General features: G+C 34.3%; 21 protein-coding genes. All 21 read right to left on the bottom strand.

Annotated elements, in window-relative coordinates; translation table 11 throughout:
* Nucleotides 1-115 precede the first annotated feature (115 nt).
* The gene (gene spoIVA, locus ACFSW4_RS15830; protein ID WP_377330506.1) at nucleotides 116-1,594 is read right to left on the bottom strand and encodes a stage IV sporulation protein A; all 1,479 of its coding nucleotides are present in this window, start codon (nucleotides 1,592-1,594) and stop codon (nucleotides 116-118) included.
* 142 nt (nucleotides 1,595-1,736) lie between these two features.
* Nucleotides 1,737-2,465 (bottom strand): hypothetical protein, encoded by a 729-nt coding sequence (locus ACFSW4_RS15825; RefSeq protein ID WP_054753170.1) that lies wholly within the window; start codon nucleotides 2,463-2,465, stop codon nucleotides 1,737-1,739.
* A gap of 12 nt (nucleotides 2,466-2,477) precedes the next feature.
* Nucleotides 2,478-2,678 (bottom strand): DUF2768 family protein, encoded by a 201-nt coding sequence (locus ACFSW4_RS15820; RefSeq protein WP_377330505.1) that lies wholly within the window; start codon nucleotides 2,676-2,678, stop codon nucleotides 2,478-2,480.
* Nucleotides 2,679-2,917: 239 nt separating this feature from the next.
* Nucleotides 2,918-3,181 (bottom strand): stage VI sporulation protein F, encoded by a 264-nt coding sequence (locus ACFSW4_RS15815; protein ID WP_377330503.1) that lies wholly within the window; start codon nucleotides 3,179-3,181, stop codon nucleotides 2,918-2,920.
* A 79-nt stretch (nucleotides 3,182-3,260) separates the two neighbouring features.
* Nucleotides 3,261-4,283 (bottom strand): NAD(P)H-dependent glycerol-3-phosphate dehydrogenase, encoded by a 1,023-nt coding sequence (locus tag ACFSW4_RS15810; RefSeq protein ID WP_054753172.1) that lies wholly within the window; start codon nucleotides 4,281-4,283, stop codon nucleotides 3,261-3,263.
* A 14-nt stretch (nucleotides 4,284-4,297) separates the two neighbouring features.
* The gene (gene der / locus ACFSW4_RS15805; RefSeq protein ID WP_054753174.1) at nucleotides 4,298-5,608 is read right to left on the bottom strand and encodes a ribosome biogenesis GTPase Der; all 1,311 of its coding nucleotides are present in this window, start codon (nucleotides 5,606-5,608) and stop codon (nucleotides 4,298-4,300) included.
* A gap of 172 nt (nucleotides 5,609-5,780) precedes the next feature.
* Nucleotides 5,781-6,920 carry a 30S ribosomal protein S1 gene (rpsA, locus tag ACFSW4_RS15800; RefSeq protein ID WP_377330500.1) on the bottom strand — a complete coding sequence of 380 codons (1,140 nt, stop codon included), beginning with the start codon at nucleotides 6,918-6,920 and terminating at the stop codon, nucleotides 5,781-5,783.
* A 51-nt stretch (nucleotides 6,921-6,971) separates the two neighbouring features.
* Entirely contained in the window at nucleotides 6,972-7,565 is a 594-nt protein-coding gene (locus ACFSW4_RS15795) for a lysophospholipid acyltransferase family protein (protein ID WP_377330498.1), read from the bottom strand.
* A gap of 13 nt (nucleotides 7,566-7,578) precedes the next feature.
* On the bottom strand, nucleotides 7,579-8,238 hold the full coding sequence (gene cmk, locus ACFSW4_RS15790) for a (d)CMP kinase (RefSeq protein ID WP_054753176.1): 660 nt from the start codon (nucleotides 8,236-8,238) through the stop codon (nucleotides 7,579-7,581).
* A gap of 26 nt (nucleotides 8,239-8,264) precedes the next feature.
* The gene (locus tag ACFSW4_RS15785) at nucleotides 8,265-8,930 is read right to left on the bottom strand and encodes a flagellar brake protein (protein ID WP_377330496.1); all 666 of its coding nucleotides are present in this window, start codon (nucleotides 8,928-8,930) and stop codon (nucleotides 8,265-8,267) included.
* Between the two features lie 87 nt (nucleotides 8,931-9,017).
* Complete coding sequence (gene ypeB / locus ACFSW4_RS15780) at nucleotides 9,018-10,361, bottom strand: germination protein YpeB (protein ID WP_054753180.1); 1,344 nt, start codon at nucleotides 10,359-10,361, stop codon at nucleotides 9,018-9,020.
* A gap of 17 nt (nucleotides 10,362-10,378) precedes the next feature.
* Nucleotides 10,379-11,263 (bottom strand): spore cortex-lytic enzyme, encoded by an 885-nt coding sequence (gene sleB / locus ACFSW4_RS15775; protein WP_377330494.1) that lies wholly within the window; start codon nucleotides 11,261-11,263, stop codon nucleotides 10,379-10,381.
* A gap of 103 nt (nucleotides 11,264-11,366) precedes the next feature.
* A complete protein-coding gene (locus tag ACFSW4_RS15770; RefSeq protein ID WP_377330492.1) occupies nucleotides 11,367-12,323 on the bottom strand; it encodes an asparaginase in 957 nt (318 codons plus the stop codon).
* A gap of 4 nt (nucleotides 12,324-12,327) precedes the next feature.
* Nucleotides 12,328-13,314, bottom strand: coding sequence for a YpdA family putative bacillithiol disulfide reductase (locus ACFSW4_RS15765; protein ID WP_377330490.1), 987 nt, complete (start codon nucleotides 13,312-13,314; stop codon nucleotides 12,328-12,330).
* An 83-nt stretch (nucleotides 13,315-13,397) separates the two neighbouring features.
* Complete coding sequence (locus ACFSW4_RS15760; RefSeq protein ID WP_054753184.1) at nucleotides 13,398-14,666, bottom strand: Glu/Leu/Phe/Val family dehydrogenase; 1,269 nt, start codon at nucleotides 14,664-14,666, stop codon at nucleotides 13,398-13,400.
* Nucleotides 14,667-14,838: 172 nt separating this feature from the next.
* Entirely contained in the window at nucleotides 14,839-15,768 is a 930-nt protein-coding gene (locus tag ACFSW4_RS15755; protein ID WP_377330488.1) for a D-alanine--D-alanine ligase family protein, read from the bottom strand.
* A 19-nt stretch (nucleotides 15,769-15,787) separates the two neighbouring features.
* Nucleotides 15,788-16,363: an adaptor protein MecA gene (locus ACFSW4_RS15750; RefSeq protein ID WP_054753186.1), complete on the bottom strand. Its 576-nt coding sequence runs from the start codon at nucleotides 16,361-16,363 to the stop codon at nucleotides 15,788-15,790.
* Between the two features lie 190 nt (nucleotides 16,364-16,553).
* Nucleotides 16,554-16,769: a hypothetical protein gene (locus ACFSW4_RS15745; protein WP_054753188.1), complete on the bottom strand. Its 216-nt coding sequence runs from the start codon at nucleotides 16,767-16,769 to the stop codon at nucleotides 16,554-16,556.
* On the bottom strand, nucleotides 16,754-17,353 hold the full coding sequence (locus ACFSW4_RS15740; RefSeq protein ID WP_054753191.1) for a CPBP family intramembrane glutamic endopeptidase: 600 nt from the start codon (nucleotides 17,351-17,353) through the stop codon (nucleotides 16,754-16,756). Before ACFSW4_RS15740 ends, ACFSW4_RS15745 begins: the two co-directional genes overlap by 16 nt.
* Nucleotides 17,350-18,810: a RecQ family ATP-dependent DNA helicase gene (locus ACFSW4_RS15735; RefSeq protein WP_054753193.1), complete on the bottom strand. Its 1,461-nt coding sequence runs from the start codon at nucleotides 18,808-18,810 to the stop codon at nucleotides 17,350-17,352. Before ACFSW4_RS15735 ends, ACFSW4_RS15740 begins: the two co-directional genes overlap by 4 nt.
* The gene (locus ACFSW4_RS15730) at nucleotides 18,803-19,858 is read right to left on the bottom strand and encodes a helix-turn-helix domain-containing protein (protein ID WP_054753195.1); all 1,056 of its coding nucleotides are present in this window, start codon (nucleotides 19,856-19,858) and stop codon (nucleotides 18,803-18,805) included. Before ACFSW4_RS15730 ends, ACFSW4_RS15735 begins: the two co-directional genes overlap by 8 nt.
* Nucleotides 19,859-19,874: the final 16 nt, after the last annotated feature.

Genomic DNA, 19,874 nt, shown 5'->3' with positions numbered 1-19,874 from the left:
AATTAGAGTAAATGACGTGGCTACTTGTATACCAAGGGCTTTGCTTTATAGTTTAAGATTATTTAATAGATAGATTATATAAGAACAAAATAAAAAAGCGACTTATTCGTCGCTTTTATAAAATGATGGCTATTAGACCACCGTTTCCTTCATTTATAATTCTTTCTAGGGTATCTTTAAGCTTATATCTTGCATGCTCTGGCATTAACGTTAATTTAGCGTGGATACCTTCTCTTACAATAGAACTTAGCGAACGACCGAAGATATCTGACTTCCAAATGGATAATGGATCCTCTTCGAAATCTTGCATTAAATACCTTACTAGTTCTTCGCTTTGCTTCTCTGTACCGATTATTGGAGCAAATTCAGATTCAACATCAACTTGAATCATATGAATTGACGGAGCCACTGCTTTAAGTCTAACACCAAATCTTGAACCTTGACGAATAATTTCTGGTTCCTCAAGCCTCATATCTTCTAAAGCTGGCGTTGCGATTCCATATCCTGTCTGCTTCACCATTTGAAGAGCATCAGAAACTTGATCGTATTCTCGTTTTGCATCAGCATAATCCTGTAATAACTCTAACAAGTGATCTTTACCTCTGATCTCTACACCTACAATTTCTTTTAACACTTGATCATAAAGTTCATCTGATGCATGTAGGTCAATTTCTGCAACTCCCTCACCCATTTCCATTCCTGAAAGGTGGGCATCTGTTATAAAATCATAGTCGTAGAAATTTCCGACCACGTTATCTACATCACGTAATCTTTTGATATTTTGAACTGTTTCTTGAATGGCACCTTGAAATTGTTTGCGAAGCCAATGATCTTCTTTAAGAGCCATTACCCAGCTAGGTAAGTTTACATTCACTTCAAGTACTGGGAATTCATATAACGTTTCTCTTAAAACATTGTAAATATCCTCTTCTCGTAAATTCTCTACAGATACAGGTAAAACTGGAATGTCATACTCTTCAGCCAGCTCATTTCTCAGTTCCATTGTTTCAAGCTCATGAGGCTTGCTAGAATTAAGTACCATGATAAATGGTTTACCGACTTCTTTTAGCTCTTCAACAACTTTACGTTCAGCTTCTACATAGTCCTCACGAGGAATTTCACCAAATGATCCATCAGTTGTAACAACAATACCTACTGTAGAATGTTCCTGAATAACTTTTCTTGTTCCAATTTCTGCTGCATCGTGAAATGGAATAGCTTCTTCATACCATGGTGTATGAATCATTCGTGGTCCATTTTCATCTTCAAATCCTTTCGCGCTATCAACCGTGTAACCTACGCAATCAACCATTCTTACTTTGACGTCTAACCCTTCATCTACTGCGATTTCAACAGCTTGATTAGGGATAAACTTTGGCTCTGTTGTCATGATCGTACGCCCAGCAGCACTTTGAGGCAATTCATCTTTTGCCCTTTCTCGTTCGTCTTCACTTTCGATGTTCGGAATAACCACTAAATCCATAAACTTCTTAATAAATGTCGACTTACCTGTTCGGACTGCACCTACAACTCCAAGGTAGATATCACCGTTCGTCCGTTTCGATATGTCATGAAACACGTTGAAATTTTCCATTATATCCCTCCGACCCTGTACAATATCGTACACCTATTATTCGATGCAATATTAATTTATGATGTTGTCCTATTCAAATATGACTCAATTTCAAAAAAAATAGAGATTCTAATAAAATTTAAATAGAATCTCTAATACCATTTTATTCTTTTGTTTTATTTTCATGTTTAAAAATAATTTCTCCATCTTCCAAATACATAGGTGGAGAATAAGTCGGGACTAATGGATATTCTTGAACTAATAGGTTTCTTAAGTCACCATCATAAGACTCTATATTATTTTCTTCTAATAATTTATAGACATCCGGGCGATAGTCAACTAATGCTTGTCCTTTTGCATTAATGATCACATCTAATTTATTTCTAGTATATGGACTTTTAACAGTAAACGGCTGATCAATACCTAATGATTCATAATCTAATTTAAAGTAATTTTTAAAAAGCATTTCACCATAAGGCGGATATAAATTCTCATTTCGATATAAATTAATCTCATAATTTACAGTACGTAATTTTTGATTTACTCGCACATCTGACACTTTAACTATCGCCTTATTTTCTGGGTCTATAATCACGTATGAATAGGCACCGCCCCGTTCATACGAATTAGCAGGAGGCTGTCCCATAATATTTGACTCTTTTAATTTATTAAAATCTATAGGATATTTTATAAATAATGGTGTATTTTGATCTCTATTTTTAATCGGTAATAAACCATTATGTTGTTCTTGATATTGATGCACTGCATTTTGGACTTGTTCCAATTGTTCATCATTTGTAGGAGTGTTTTCTACACGCTGACTATCAGGATATAGACAAGCTGATAATATTACTGATGTGATAACAAGTATAATTCCTAACTTAAGCTTCATTTATTAACCCACCTATTCTGCTGTTGGTCCGCTGAAAACAATATAAAAGATAATGATACTTCCAATAATCAATAGTAAATAAGCTAGAATACTTACCACAATTCCAAAAAAACCTTTTAATTTATGTCTAGCAAATAATATTAGTAGTGCAGATAAAATTAATGCACCCATACCTCCAAACGATATGTACATTCTAAACATTGCATCTGTCATTCTAATCAAGCCCTTTCTCTTTTCTCTAGGGGATATTATAGCATAACTATAAACTATTTTAAGGGATGAAATTTGTAAATCATGTTAATTCATATCTATATGCAAATTAAAAAGAGGTGCATGGGGCTCTGCACCTCTAGTTTTAGACTAAATTCCTCACAAAAGTAGCTCATATTGACTGTTGCATATTATAGTATGACTCATCGTACATCCTGAAACTTCGCTTGCCCATTCTTACCCTATTTTTTAAATAATTGTTGCAAAGTTTGATGATCCAATTGATGCCCTTTTTCAGTAATCATTTTAACGATCCGATCTTCTTTTTGTTGACTTAATGGTTTATTTGCCATCATAGCCAGTTGTCTTACTAAATTCCGGACTGTTCTTTCATCTTTAAAGTTTGCATTTTGAACAGACTTTGCAACATTCATCACTTCATTAGGGTTAATATTTGCTTTCTTTTTCAAATGCTCAAAAATATTTTGTTGGAAATCTTGAGACATATTTGGCTCCTCCCTAGTTTGCATTCGTAATACTATATGCAAGAAAGGGAGGGCTGTTGTGTGTGTTTAGCGTCTAATTTTATAAAAATGAATTTAAATCTTCTAATTCTTTAGTTTTCCCACGATTCATTAATTCATCTACTACTTGTTTAGGGTCTTTTTCATCAAACAACAGTTCATAAAGCCCTTCTGTAATAGGCATAGGAATATCTAATTTCTGTGCTAATTGATAAGCAGCCTTCGTCGTTCTAACGCCTTCTACAACCATACCCATTTGATCTAATACATCCTGAAGAACATAACCTTTACCTAACATATTACCTGCTCGCCAATTTCGACTGTGTTGACTTGTACAAGTAACAATTAAGTCTCCAACACCAGTTAAACCGGCGAAGGTAAGTGGATTGGCATCTAATTTTGTTCCTAAACGAGCAATCTCAGCAAGCCCTCTTGTAATAAGGGCAGCTTTTGCATTATCACCATAACCTAATCCATCGGAAATACCTGCACCAAGAGCAATAATATTCTTTAAAGCTCCACCAATTTCAACACCAACAACATCATCGTTCGTGTATACTCTAAAATGTTCATTCATAAACAAGTCTTGAGCAACCTCAGCGGCGTCCATGTTGTATGATGAAACAGTAACAGTTGTCGGCTGTTTAAGTGCAACTTCTTCTGCGTGACTAGGTCCCGATAATACAACTAGTCGGTTGTTAACCTCATCGCCTAATTCGTCCGCGATCATTTCTGATATTCTTTTATGTGTTTCGGGCTCAATACCTTTAGAAGCGTGAATGACAGTTTGGCCATTGGTTATAAAAGGTCTTAATTGTCTGCACACTTCTCGAATTGCTTTAGTAGGTACAACTAATAATATAGCTTTAGCACCTTCGATAGCTTTTTGCATATCAGAATAAGCAACTAAGTTTGAAGGTAGTTCTACATTTGGTAAATATTTTGAGTTAATATGTTTTGAGTTTATTTCTTCAACTTGTGACTCACGATGAGACCAAACTCTAACATCATGGCCATTGTGCGCAAGTACCATAGCTAGCGCTGTTCCCCAGCTACCTGCACCGATAACTGCAACTTGTTCCATTTAATTCTCACCTCTTATTTTCTTTGTCTAGCGTAAATTTTAATAGGTGTACCAACAAAACCAAAAGCGTCACGTATACGGTTTTCTAAAAAGCGTTCATACGTAAAGTGCATAAGCTCAGGGTCATTTACAAACACAACAAAAGTTGGAGGCTTTGTTGACACTTGAGTTGTATATAGAATCTTAAGTTTCTGTCCTTTGATTGATGGTGCTGGATTCATAGCGAGTGCATCTTCGATGACTTCATTTAATAAATTGGTCCTCACTCGCTTTGAATGATTCTCACTAACTTCAATAACCATTGGTAGAAGTGTGTGAATTCTCTTAGTAGTTAATGCTGATAAAAATACGACCGGGGCATAAGAAAGAAATTGAAATTGTTTCCGTATGTCGTCTTCAAATTTTTTCATCGTATCCTGCTCTTTATCAACTGCATCCCATTTGTTAACCACAATAACAATTGCTTTACCTGCCTCATGAGCATATCCAGCAATTCTTTTATCTTGTTCAATGATTCCTGTATCAGCATCAATGACAACTAATACGACATCACTGCGTTCTATCGCTTTTAGAGCACGTAAAACACTATACTTTTCTGTTGATTCGTATACTTTACCTCGTTTTCTCATGCCAGCTGTATCAATTATTTTAAATTTTCTGTTATCTTTAGAGAATTCAGTATCTACAGCATCTTTTGTGGTGCCTGCTATATTGCTAACAATGACACGCTCTTCGCCTAAAATCGCATTTACTAATGAAGACTTACCAACGTTAGGCCTACCGATTAATGAGAAGTTAATACGATCTTCATCTTCATCATCATCAAGGTCCTCTGGAAAGTGCTTAATAACTTCATCTAATAAATCGCCAAGTCCTAAACCATGAGTACCTGAAATGGGATATGGTTGCCCAAACCCTAATGCGTAAAACTCATATAGGAGTTCCTGCATTTCGTAATTATCAATTTTATTAACTCCAAGTACAACAGGCTTATTCGATTTATATAGAATTTTAGCTACCTCTTCATCAGCTGCTGTAATTCCTTCTCTACCATTGACCAAGAATATAATGACGTCAGCTTCTTCTATCGCAATTTGAGCTTGTTCACGAACTTGCACGATTAAAGGCTCGTCACTAATATCAATGCCACCTGTATCGATGACATTAAAAGTTGAATGAAGCCATTCAGCCTCTGAATAAATTCGGTCTCTGGTTACACCAGGTGTATCTTCTACAATCGATATTCTCTCACCTACAAGGCGATTAAATATAGTTGATTTACCTACATTAGGTCTTCCCACAATTGCAACAACAGATTTTCTCATATATATTCATCCTTTAATGTAAACTTCTTTAAAATGACAAATAAAAAAGTGGCATTTGCGCCACTTTTTTTAAGGCGGAACAGAGCGGCTCAATTTAAAAATAATCTATGGCTGTTCCGTAACATATTTGACTAGTTAAATTGGCGCTCTCAGTCCTGCTAAATATTAAAGTTTACTTTTTTAAGTCTTTTAATCGGTCGCCGATTAAATCGCCTAATTGAAAACCTTGATCGTCATCGTCTTTTTGATATTTCTTCAACTCAACATTATCTTGTTCTTCTTGAGCTTCCTTTATGCTTAGAGAAACTCTTTTATTCGTTTTACTAATATCAAGTACTTTCACTTTAACTTTTTGACCTTCTTGTAACACTTCTTGCGGATTACCGATATGCTCTTTTGCGATTTGTGAGATATGGACTAAGCCTTCAACACCTGATTTTATTTCTACAAATGCACCAAAATTAACGAGACGCTTTACCTCACCTTCGACGACATCACCTGGTTTGAATTCATTTTCAATCCCATCCCATGGGCCTGGTTTTGTATCTTTTAGTGATAAAGCGATTCGTTCATTATCGCGATCGACAGATAAAACCTTTACTTTTACTGTTTCTCCCTCAGTTACAACATCCTCAGCCTTGTCAACATGATCATGGGATAGTTGGGAAATATGAATTAATCCGTCTACTCCACCTAAGTCTACAAAAGCTCCGAAGTTAGTTATGCGTTGAACTGTACCCTCAACAATTGAATCAGCATCAATATTATTTAATACCTCTTGCTTTTTAGCCTTTTCTGCTTCTTCAACTACAGCACGATGAGAAAGAATAACTCGCTGTTTTGTAGCATCCATTTCAATAACTTTAACTTCTAGTGTTTGTCCTTTATAGGGCTCAAAGTCTTCGACGTAATAGGCTTCAACGTGTGATGCAGGCATAAATGCTCTCAAACCAGCATCCATCACTAAACCTCCATTAACAACATCCATAACTGTTGCTTCAAAAACTTTATCGGAATCAAGCTTTTCCTGTAAGTTTTCCCATGCTTGTTTTTGAGTTAATTGTTTACGAGATAAAACAATCGCTTCGTCTTCTAATTTCGTAACGAGTAGCTGAACTTCTTCGCTCTCAGATAGTACTTCATTCGGATGTTCTACATGAATGTGTGATAGTTCAGATATCGGAATAATGCCATCAAATTTAGCTCCAATATCAACAATAACCTGCTTATCCTCAAGTTTGATTACTTTCCCTATTACTTCGGTTCCTACCTCTAAAGTTTGTTCCATTTGATTTTCTTGATTTTCGCTCATTTCTCTTCCTCCTTAAGCTTTCAAACTACCACATTTCTATAGTTAATAATTTCATCTTAACATGGATGATCTATTTTCATCTAATAATCGCTTAATATGGTCCATAATTTCATCCGTCACTTCTTGAGCATTTGGCTTTTCTGTTTGCATGGATTTAAATTCTATAGGTTGTCCATAAACTACTTTTATTGGACTGAATTTTTTGTATGTACCAATTATAGCACAAGGTATGACTGTTGCATTAGAACGCATGGCAAAAAATCCTGCACCAGCCAATCCTCTCTTTACTTCTCCATCTTTACTTCGGGTTCCTTCAGGAAAAAGACCTAGAGTATGGCCTTCTTCTAGTAATTTCAGACCATTTCTTAACGCATTTCGATCTCTCATCCCTCTTTTTACAGGAAAAGCGCCTACATTAGTTAAGATCTTATTTAACCAACTTTTCTCAAAAAGCTCTTCCTTTGCCATGAAATGAATATCTCTAGGACTAGTAATCCCGACAACTGGCGGATCAAAATTGGAAATATGGTTTGAACAAATAATAACTGGACCATTTTTAGGTATGTTCTCTTTTCCAATAACCTTTATTTTAAATATTAAACTAAAAATAATCTTAACGACGGTTTTAGCAAATTTATAGAACATGGTTTAAACCCCTTTATTCTTTTGAATGAACAAGCGATAATATTTGATCTGCTACTTCATCAATAGACTTATTAGTTGTATCAATTTCAATGGCGTCATCTGCTTTGACCAGTGGTGCGACCTCTCTTTGAGAATCGATTTCATCACGTCGTCTGATTTCTTCTTTTAATTGCTCTAAGTCAGAGTCAAAACCTTTTTCTATGTTTTCTTTGTGCCTACGTTCTGCACGTTCCTCAACTGAAGCGATTAAAAAGATTTTAATTTCGGCATTTGGAAGCACGAATGTTCCAATATCCCTTCCATCCATAACAACATTTCCTTCTTCAGCAAGTTGTTGTTGCATTTCAACCAATTTTTCACGAACCTTACCGTGTTGAGCTACGTAAGAAACATGATTAGTTACATCATGGTCACGAATTTCGTTCGTAATATTTTGGTCATTTATATAGACTTCTTGCCCGCTTGAACGATTTTTAAACATAATGTTACATCGATCAGCTAAGTCACTTAAACGATTTTCATCATGAACATCGGTGTTAGTGTTTAAAGCCATCCAAGTTAAAGCTCGATACATTGCTCCAGTATCGATATAAACATACTCTAATTTTTTGGCGATAATTTTTGCTACTGTACTTTTTCCAGCTGCTGCAGGTCCATCAATTGCAATTCTCATTTTTCTATTCCTCCGTTACCTCGATGTTAACCATTTATTTTTTTGCGTACTTCAAGTTGTTTTTCAAAACAATACTTGATGATTTGATCTCTCTGTTTTTCATTTAAATTATTAAATTGAAAAGTAATTTTAGATGGGGAGTCAGATCGTCCCTCTATGGCTCTAATTAATTCAACTTCTGCAATAAAATAACTATAATGAATGGCATCGTATGGAAGTACAATAGTTGCTTCCATTACGTCTCCCCGCTTGTACCACTTAGAAGTGCCATCATCTACAACTGCTAACCCACCACCACTTATATCTAATGTTCTAGTAATTAACGATGGGCTATTATCATTTAGGGGCTTGATCGCTATATCTAGGGAAACGTCTACTCTTACGTACTCCCTTCTTTGAATCTTCTTCATTTCTTGATGTGAAGGTTTTAGAATCAGTAATACTGGAATCTTAAGTTTTTTTCTTCCCTTTACTTCTGAAGTGAATTGATGTACATTGCCGTCACTACCTATAAAAGATACGTTAAATTCTGAGCCGTCTAATAATAATGTAGTACGACCTGTCTTTTCATTTATAGGATAATCAATACAGAGATAATGTTCAGTAGTCTCAACAATTCTGCACTGAAAACGATTTTCTAATTCACCATCTTTAAATGTTTCAATGGTTAATTTCATTCCTACTTTAAACATGGTTATTCCCCTTCCCGTTTTCAGATACTCTTATTATGGCAAAAAAAATGAAAAAGGAAAAGACTTAATTGTCTTTCCTTTTCCAGATTAATTAATACCGTATAATTGTTCTGACTGCTGTAAAATCTCAACTTTTTCTTCAAAGCCATCATTAGCGTTTATATACACTCTATATGTTTGTTGATCAATGACACCTACCATCTCATAACAAAGCACGAGATCACCAATATCATTTTCTATGACTGCTTGACGTGTTTCCTTAATATCAATATTTGGATTAACGACATCTCTAGCTTCTTCTTCAGTTAATTTTTTATTAAAATCAACTTCACCTCTTCTAGTTGTGTTAACGATGTAATCTCTTGCACTTAGTCCAACAATGTCACCATTATCAAGGGCAACTTTTACTTGAAGGCTGTCAGGGTAGTAATAAACACCATCCTCAACTCTTACAAACCTGAACACTCCAACCTTTTCATATTGTGAACTTTCGACCATTTCTATATTTTCATAACCGATTCCATTTAAAAGTTCTTTAGCTTGATTCATGGCCTTGTTAAGACTTATTTTAGCTTCACCAATGTCTCTTGTCAGCATGTATGATATCATATTTGCCCCTTGCTGGGTTACTTCAGCATAACCATGTAAATCTCCTGTATCAAACGAAACGTTATACATCGGAATATTTGAACCTTTACCAGTTTTAGAAACCTTCATATCGACATTTTCATTCAGTTCAAATTGTTTTGAGATAAATTTTCTGACTTCTTCTTCTTTATAGGATTTGCCTTCGAAATTAATTTGTTCCCCTTCAGACTTGGTATTTAAATTAAAGACACCTTCATTGTCTGAACTGTTAAATTGATCAGAACTATCTTCAATCGTTTTTAAACCATCTAAGATTGTATTATCAGAAGGTTCATTCGTAGCTAATGCTACTTCTACGTCCATCCATCGTAAACCTTGATCAAGTACTTCATGTTGAACCGTTCTTAATTCTTTTTTAATTTTATTAGAATTTTCGTGTAATTGATTTAATGTTTTAAGCTCTTCATCCGTTAAAGGATTTTCACTTAAGCCTCTTACGGCGACCCGATATGAGAACTCTCCAATATTATTAAGGAACTCCTCTGTTTTGTTAAACGGTAATAAAGTTAACGGTAATTGACCAACATCCGCTTGAGCATCTGATGATATTTTCCAGATTTCAGCTAGTTGAGGAGACAAATTTTCTGGTGTATTCATAGCTAATACAGTTCCAATTTTGTCATTAAGTAAATCCATGCGATAGGTTAAATCATGGAAAGCACGCTGATAATTGTTTTCTGCTTGTATTAAAATAGCATTCTTTTCTTGGTGCTCCTGATAACCATATACGATAGCACCTATGAAACCGATCAATAGAACAATATATAATATCCAACGAAACATATCAGAAGTCCTCCTTTCTATTTACAGAAAATGTGTTTTCCAATTCGTTTAATTTGAGGTCTTTGCCATATCCAATCAGAAGTTGCTGTATCAGGGTTGAAGTAATAAATAGCACCTCCAGAAGGATCCCAACCATTTATGGCATCCATAACAGCTTCTCTAGATTGTTCATCAGGTTCCATGTAAAACTGTCCATCTGCTACTGCGGTAAACGCAAGTGGTTCAAAAATGATTCCCGAAATGGAATCAGGAAATGTTGAGTCTTCTAACCTATTCAATATAACTGCTGCTACAGCTACTTGCCCTACGTAAGGCTCACCTCTAGCTTCAGAGTAGACTGCCTGAGCTAGTAATTGTATGTCATTTTGTGAAAAACCTTTTGGTACATTTGTAGCAGTAGGTTGCTCTGGTTGTTCTTGCTGATTGTTTTGATTAGCTTGACCTTGCTGCCCTTGGCCACCCTGTTTACCTTGGTTTCCTTGTTGATTTTGATTAGACTTTTGAGCTTCAGACCATGGACGTTTCTGACCACCGTAGTGAGTGAACTCTTTACCTTGTCTTATTTGTTCCTTCACCCATTGTTCATCGTATTCAGATGCTTTAACTAGCATATCCTTAGTTTTTTGACCAACAAGACCATCTACTTTCATTCCAAATTCATTCTGAAAATTACGTACAGCCCAGTAAGTTCCCCATCCAAAAACTCCATCAATTTTACCATTATAAAAACCGATATATTGAAGTCTTGACTGTAATTCTATGACATCATCTCCGACTGCTCCTTTTTGAATAACTTGTTGAGTAAACGCTTTAGTTTCTGGTACTTCACTTGATGTACCTATAGTCAATGCAATTGCTAAACTGATCAGAATCAAAATTTTTAGTTTGGACAATGTATTCATTCCTCCTCATACAAACAATCTGTGCTTTATTATCTTTTGTGATTTTTTGGTTAATATTCTTACAAAATAAAAAAGCCTGCAGATATCTGCAGACTTTATAATCTTAGAATGAATATTCTTTTTTACCTGAAGCGATCATGACCGCAAGTTTCACCCTTGCTTTCTTACTATCTGAGTCACTTCCTAATAGGACACCTTTATTGATTAAATCATAGGCGCTACCTTCGTAATCGTACGTAGGGTAAACGGCTCCTTCTTCTGAAGCAGTAGTAATAACGATAAAAATTCCATTTTCTAAACATTTCTTTATAGCTGGCATCATTTTGGGAGGAACCTGACCTCTTCCTACACCTTCTATGACAATTCCTTTAGCGTTTGCTATTCTTAAGGCATCTAATATAGATCCATCTGCATCAGTGTAACATTTAACGATATCAACTCTAGGTAAGCTCCCCTTAATTGAATAATACTCACGTTTTATGGGTTTTTGGAAAACTTGAACTTCATCATTATCAATGATTCCTAGATAACCAAAGCCAAAAGCATTAAATCCTTGAATGTTACTGGCATGTTCCTTCTTCACATATTTCGCTGAAAAAATACGTTCATTAAAAACTACGACGGTACCAGCATTATGCAAATCTTCGCTACAAGCAGAATAAATGGCATGCCTTAAATTAATATAAACATCGCTACCTAAATCAGAAATCGAACGTTGTGAACCAGTAACGACAATTGGTCTAGGATCATTAATCGTTAAATCTAAAAAGTATGCTGTTTCTTCTAACGTATCTGTACCATGGGTAATGACAACACCATCAACTTCAGGATTCTCAAAATAAAATTCGATTTTATTTTTTAATAACACCCAATCATTTGCCGTTAGGTGTACGCTTGGTTTTTGAAAAGCGGAATCTACTTCCACTTGTATTTCATCTGGCAACTCACACAAAGAGGCTAGTTCTTCACCCGTCATTGCGCCAGAAGTTAATTTGCCACTATTTTCATTAGGTTTACTAGCGATCGTTCCACCTGTTGTAATTAAGACTACTTTTTTCATTTAATCACCGTGATTCTTTTTTATTTTGAATATGATCAGCTATCAGTTTACCGTGGTGTCTACCATTTTCAATAAAGATTTCATTATTATTATAACCTGCAGCTATAACTCCTGCTATATAAATATTTTGAACATTAGTCTCCATTGTATGACGATCAAATAATGGACGGCCGGTTTCATCGTTTATTTCAATACCTATATGTTTTAAAAACGAATGATCTGGATGATAACCTGTCATAGCGAATACAAAATCAGCATCGATCAATTGCTCTTTACCATCTATAACTGCCTTTACATGTTTTGTCTGTATTTCTTTAATATTGGAATTAAAGTGCATGTTAATTTTTCTATGTTTAACTAGTGATTCAAACAATGGCAAAATCCAGGGTTTAACGCTTGGGGAGTAATCAGCTCCTCTATATAGTACCGTGACGTTAGCACCAGCTTTCTCTAATTCCAATGTTGCGTCTACTGCAGAGTTCTTTCCACCAATTACGACCACATTTTTATCGAAAAATGGATGTGCTTCTTTGAAATAATGTGAAACATGGGGTAAATCTTCACCAGGAATATTTAATTTATTAGGATGATCATAATAACCTGTTGCAACGACAATATAGTCTGCTTGGTAATAAATTTCATCACCTTTGTCCGTTGTCGTTTTTAATTGAAACATATTATGTGACTGTCTGATTTGATCGACACGTTCAAAATTATTTATTCTCAAATCACTTCTTTGAGCAACCATTCGATAATAGGTTAACGCTTCATTTCGGACTGGTTTTTGACGTTCAGAGATAAAAGGCATATTACCAATTTCTAATTTTTCACTCGAACTGAAAAATGTTTGGTGTGTTGGATAATGATATATAGCATTTGCTACATTTCCTTTTTCAATTAACAATGGTTCAATACCTTTTCGTTTTAACTCAAGGGCAGCTGAAAGACCACAGGGTCCTGCACCAATTATGATGACTTCTTCTTTTTGCATCTAACTCCACTCCTAAACATACAAATCTCCTACCAAAACTATGATAGGAGATTGACCTTAAATAATCAAATTGTAACTTCTGACTAAATCCATCCACGGAAGCGAGCGGCTTCAGTCATTTTACGTACACCAACCATATAAGCAGCTAAACGCATGTCAATTTGTCTATTTTGACTTGTTGTATAGACATTATTAAACGCTTTAACTAATACTTCGCGTAATTTTTCTTGTACTTCTTCTTCTTTCCAATAATAGCCTTGGTTATTTTGGACCCATTCAAAATATGAAACAGTCACACCACCAGATGAAGCTAATACATCCGGTACAATAAGTACATCACGCTCAGTTAGAATCTTAGTAGCTTCTAACGTCGTTGGGCCATTTGCTGCTTCAACCACAATACTTGCTTTAATGTTATGAGCATTATTTTTTGTAATTTGGTTTTCAATTGCAGCTGGTACTAAAATATCTGTATCTAGCTCTAACATTTCTTCATTAGTAATAGTGTCTTCAAATAAATTAGTTACTGTACCGAAACTATCACGACGATCCAGTAAATAGTCAATATCTAAACCATCAGGGTCGTGTAAGGCGCCTTCTGCATCTGAGATTGCTATAACTTTAGCACCCATGTCATACATGAATTTTGCTAAAAAGCTTCCGGCATTACCGAAGCCTTGTACAATTACACGAGCTCCTTTAATATCAATTCCACGCTTTTTACATGCTTCTTCAATACAAATCGTTACACCTTTAGCTGTTGCAGATTCTCTTCCGTGAGATCCCCCTAACACAATAGGTTTACCTGTAATGAATCCTGGATTATTAAATTCGTCAATACGACTGTATTCATCCATCATCCACGCCATAATTTGAGAGTTAGTAAAGACATCTGGCGCAGGAATATCTTTTGTTGGACCTACAATTTGAGAAATAGCTCTAACATAACCACGGCTTAAAGCTTCCAATTCCCTAAATGACATTTTTCTAGGGTCGCAAATGATACCGCCTTTACCACCACCGTACGGTAAGTCAACGATACCAGCTTTAAGGCTCATCCAAATGGATAAGGCACGTACTTCATTTTCAGTAACGTTAGGGTGGAAACGAACCCCGCCTTTTGTCGGTCCTACTGCATCATTATGTTGAGCACGATAACCTGTGAATATTTTAATTTTACCATCATCCATTCTGACCGGAATTCTAACGATCATCATGCGGACTGGTTCTTTCATCAATTCATAGGCTTCATCTGGATAACCTAATTTGTTAAGAGCATTTTTAATAACTTCTTGAGTTGAAACTAGAATATCATTGGATTCATGAGAATCTGCTTGCTTATCGGCTACCATGTGTTTACCTCCTATAATAAAAACGAGAAAAATAATGATAAGTGCTTTCAATGACTAGTATACATTGTCATACCGAATATGCAACAAAAATAAGCCATAATTTTCCCTTGTTTATTGCTTTATTAGAAGCGTAAAAATATTAAATCAATTACTTCGTTAAATTTCGTATATATTATTCCACTTTAGTTAAAGAAATAAACTCCTTTAACATGTCTTCATAACTCATATTTATCGCTTTAGCAGCATCAGGATATAAACTAGTCGGAGTCATTCCTGGAAGAGTATTGACCTCTAATATGATTGGTTCATTCTGATTATTTAAGATAAAGTCTACTCTTGAATAAGTTTCACATCCTAATGATCGATGAGCAAGAACCGCATATTGTTTAATTTGTTCAGTTAATTTTTCATCAACTTCTGCAGGGCAAATGTGTTCACTACCTCCCTCAGAATACTTTGATTCATAATCATAATATTCACTATTAGGAATAATTTCAATTATTGGCAAGGCCTCCTCTTCACCTTTACTGCCCAGAACAGCACAAGTTAGTTCCCTGCCTTCGATGAATTCTTCAACTAATATTTCAAAGTCATGAGTGAAAGCCAAATCTATGGCCTCTTTGATTTGGCTTTCTTGATTAACAATTGTCAAACCCAATGTTGATCCTTCTTGATTAGGCTTAACGACAATAGGTAATTTAAATTGCTCTTGGATCTTTTCTTCAACAGAATTAACATTTTGATGATTACCAAATGTTATCCCTTTTGCAACTGGGATGTTATGACTAGCAAAAATTTGTTTCGCTTTTGATTTATCCATCGCAAGTGAAGAAGCTAATACACCTGAGCCTACATATGGAATATCCATTAAATCAAGCAAACCTTGAACGGTACCATCTTCACCTTGTTTACCATGTAAACCAATAAAAACTAAATCACAATCCTTGACCTTGCCCATTATAGAATCTAAATGTTTAGGATTAAAATCTATTCCTATTACATCATGACCAAGTTGCTTAAGTGCCTGAATAATTCCTTTTCCAGTTGATAAAGATACTTCTCTTTCTTTAGATGTTCCACCGTATAAGACCGCTATGTTCATTTAATGTTCACCTCATAGTTTAAAAATACTTCACAAAGATTTGTAGTGCGTTTTCTTTTGCAATTGGAATCCCATGTTCGCTAAGAATGTGAGATGTTAACGTACTTGGGGAAGCATACTCTGAAATAACTGAGATTAAGTCTTGCCTTATTTTTTCGGTCAAAGATGTCTCATTAATGTGAAGATAATACGAATCATCATATGAATAGAGACTACTCGTCAAATCATATTTGTACTGTACCCTTTTCGCTGCCTGTATAACATCTTCCAAATCATTAAATATAAATATCATCTCTTTACTCTCATCCATTGTCACTTTTAATTCGATATACTCGTCATTTTCACTCTCATCATATTCATTCTGAGTCACGATAATAATCATACCTTGCGCTTGTAACATATGAACTTTAACGACTAACATACCATCTAAGTCCATATTTAGCTCTTCACAAGCTTCATATAACATATCTTGGAATAATTGATTAGCTCTAGGCAAATTATCCCATAAATCTTCTTTGGAATACCCTCTTTCTTGAAGATCATCATATGTTAAGAAAATCTTAAACTGGTTAACGCTTAAACGCTCTAATCTCACGTAACCACCTCCACCGTCTCACTATTATCTTATGTTTAGGGCTAACATAAAATTGCCTGTATTATTCAAATTAATTCGAATTGTTTAATGGATTTAATTCTACTGAAAATATATTTATTCCTGCCACTAGATATAAGCAAGAGTAGTATAGTTTTATTAAAAAATCTCGACGATTATAATAAAACTATTATCATTGTAACCAATAAATATAGGCAAAGGGAATAGTAATAATTAAGATCACGAATAAAAATAATAATGTTTTTAAAATGTATTGACTTAGTTTCATTTGATTGACGTCAAAATTTATATTCTTCTTTGAACGACTTTTTCTTCTATGCCTTTCCTTTCTAGATGGTAAATTGTATTCATTTAAATCTTTTTCTACCTTATTTACCTGCTCTCCCATGCTGGCTTCACCTCTGAATAGTATACTCGGTAATACATTCCTAAAAGAAAATCAATCGTAAAATGAGTTGTTATGGTAACTAACAAGTTGTTAGTTAATAAAAACAAATAACCTATTAAAAAAGATAGAATTAAAACAGAAACCAATAATACTGGTTTATTTAAATAACGGAAATGAACTAATGCAAATAAAATACTAGCTATTATAAACCCAAAACTCGTTTGTAAAACTCCTCTAAATAACAGTTCTTCAGAAAAACTAACAACTAATGCTAATAAAAATATTTGAGGAATCGATAATGATGTAAATATTCTTTTGTTAATTCCACCATCATCATAATGTTTTTCAGATAAAAGTTTAATTAACAGAAGATCTATTATAACTATAAGCAAACCGGGAAGGAAGCCATATATAAAAAGCTCTCTAATTTCCCAATTAAACATATGAATAAGTGATGTTATATCATTTAATAAAATATAAGATAATAAGAATGCAATTACTATAAAAATAATTTGTGAAAAATATAAGTTTAAAATTAATTCTCGTTTAGTTAGTTGCATTATGATTTCAGTTTGCTTCTTCATTGAGTCACCTTCTCATTAGGTAACAATTCATTAAGTATTCTTCTCCACTCATTTAAATTAGATCTTCGGTCTGTTTGCGTGACCTTCCACGAAGTTAAAACAAATCCGCAATGATCACAACACTCATAATCTGAACTCCTAACAACGGATTGATAAGATTCAAATAGCGCTTGTCGTCTACATTGTTCAACATTAACCCATTTTAATAGCTCTAAAACACTTTTAAGCTTAATTTCTTTTCGTTTATTACGGATGTTAATTATCTCTTTAATAATGTATTCATTAGAACTTTCATTAAGTTGATCTATTTGAAGTTTAAGAAATCTCTCTTTTACTTCTGTTAACGAATCTTTTATATCATGGTTTACATATAAAGCTATTTCTTGATCTTCAGGCAACTCTGAGTCAATGAGCTGAAAAGGCAATGCCTCATCACCATCTGTGTATAATAACACACTTACACTATGTTCACCGTCACGACCTGCTCTACCTGTTTCTTGGATAAAAGATTCAATATTACTTGGCAAATGGTAATGAATAATTAACCTGACGTCATCTTTATTTATTCCCATTCCGAATGCACTTGTACAACATATTATATCTAGCTGACCTAGCATAAATTGTTGCTGTATTAATAAACGATCATGTTGCTCCATTCCACCGTGGTAAAAAGCAATGGATCGTTCTGGAAAGTTTCTCTGTAACTGAGAGCAAATTTGTTCTGTTACTTGTCTGCTAGAAAAATAAATCATAGTTGGAGCATTGACTCGTTCAATCACATCTAAGAGTTGCTCTTGCTTTTCGGTAACATGATTAGATTTTAGTACATTGTAAGATATATTTGTTCGATCCATAGGATAAATAATCTTCTTCATTTCCAAATCAAGATAATGAATAATATCATTTTGAATTTTAGGTGTTGCTGTCGCGCTTAAAGCAAGTACAGTTGGTTCATTTAATTCTTTTATTACATCTTTTAACCTCAAATAATCTGGTCTAAATTCATGACCCCACTGTGAAATGCAATGTGCTTCATCAATTACAAACAGCGAAACACCCACTTGTTTCAATCGATTCATAACCAACGGGTGCTGAAGCATTTCAGGTGAGCAATAAACTAGCTGGTATTGATGTAAATGATTAAGCACGTTTCGTTTTTGCCGTTGATCCAACATACTATTTATAGATGTTACTTGTTTAAACCCTTGAGATTTCAACAATTTTACTTGGTCAATCATTAATGAAATTAATGGTGATACGACAAGCGTTGTCCCTTTTGAAAGTTTCGCAGGCAATTGATAACAAATAGACTTTCCACTCCCAGTTGGCAAAGTTGCAAGTGTATGTTGATTTAATTGTACCGATTCTATAATTTCTTTTTGCCCTTCTCTAAACGAGGAGAACCCAAAATAATGATATAATGCCTGTTCTAAACTTCGATCACCTTGTTTAATCATAAACGACACTCTCTTTATATGTATGATATTTAGCCAGAACTAGTCTAAGTTCAAAATATGTCACTGAGTGATCCAATTTCTCCATTAAACTCTTTAATCTTTTTGTGTTGGTTTGGTTCACGACTTGAATAATCCGTTTAATTGTTTCTAAATCAATATATGGAGCAATATCGAAATCATCAACTTGTGTGGCTATTTCTATAATATGATCTTGAATGGTGCTTTCTTTTAAATGACGAATTTGTTCAACCTCTTTTATATTCCTTCCCTCTTTTAATAGATTATAGGTTTGCTGTGCAGAACTTGTTAATGAGGTATGACGGTCATCTATAATTAAATCACTCAAAATTGGATATTGCTCTCGTTCTCGAGTGATTTTTCCTAATAGATCGTGAATGACAGCTTTCGTAATTAATTGAACATCTTCTACATTTAACTGAAATAAATCTGACACTTGCTTCTGGTTTAATCCTATCCGTTTATACCCAGATAATTGAATTGTAAATATATTGGCATTTACTTCTTCACATTGATTTAATAGTAGCTCTAATTCATGCTTTAATAATCCTGCTAATAAGCTATGGTCATGTATAGTTAGTAACCGTTTAACCTGATTCTGAACATCAAAATCATCCGTTATAGGAATAAAGCGTTTATTCTTATATGATAAATTTGACAATGACTGCATCAACAATTGTAATGTGCTAAACCATTTTTGATCTATGCGATGGTATTTGAAACCATTAAAATATATTAATGGATCTAATACGTCAAAATCAATGAACGTCTTGCCTTTTTCAGTTAAAGAAAACGAAACAGGATCTATCTTGATATATCCATCTTTAATACATTCATCCAGCCAGTTAGAATAAACTTCTTTTCTTAAATGAGGAAGTATACCATAGGCATTTCTTAATTGAAAAAGGTGTATGTCCTGAATGGTTTGAGCTGATTTTTTACCTTGTAGGATATGGTAAGCTGCGTATGCTGTACGTTGACCGTTTAATCGTGATAAAATATATAGTAATGTTTCTTTGAAATTAATCATGTCACACCTCAGAAAT

Source organism: Piscibacillus salipiscarius, from assembly GCF_042685285.1.
Taxonomy (GTDB): Bacteria; Bacillota; Bacilli; order Bacillales; family Alkalibacillaceae; genus Piscibacillus; species Piscibacillus salipiscarius.
The sequence above is the reverse complement of the archived record's forward strand: the minus strand, read 5'-3'. Positions and strand labels throughout refer to the sequence as shown.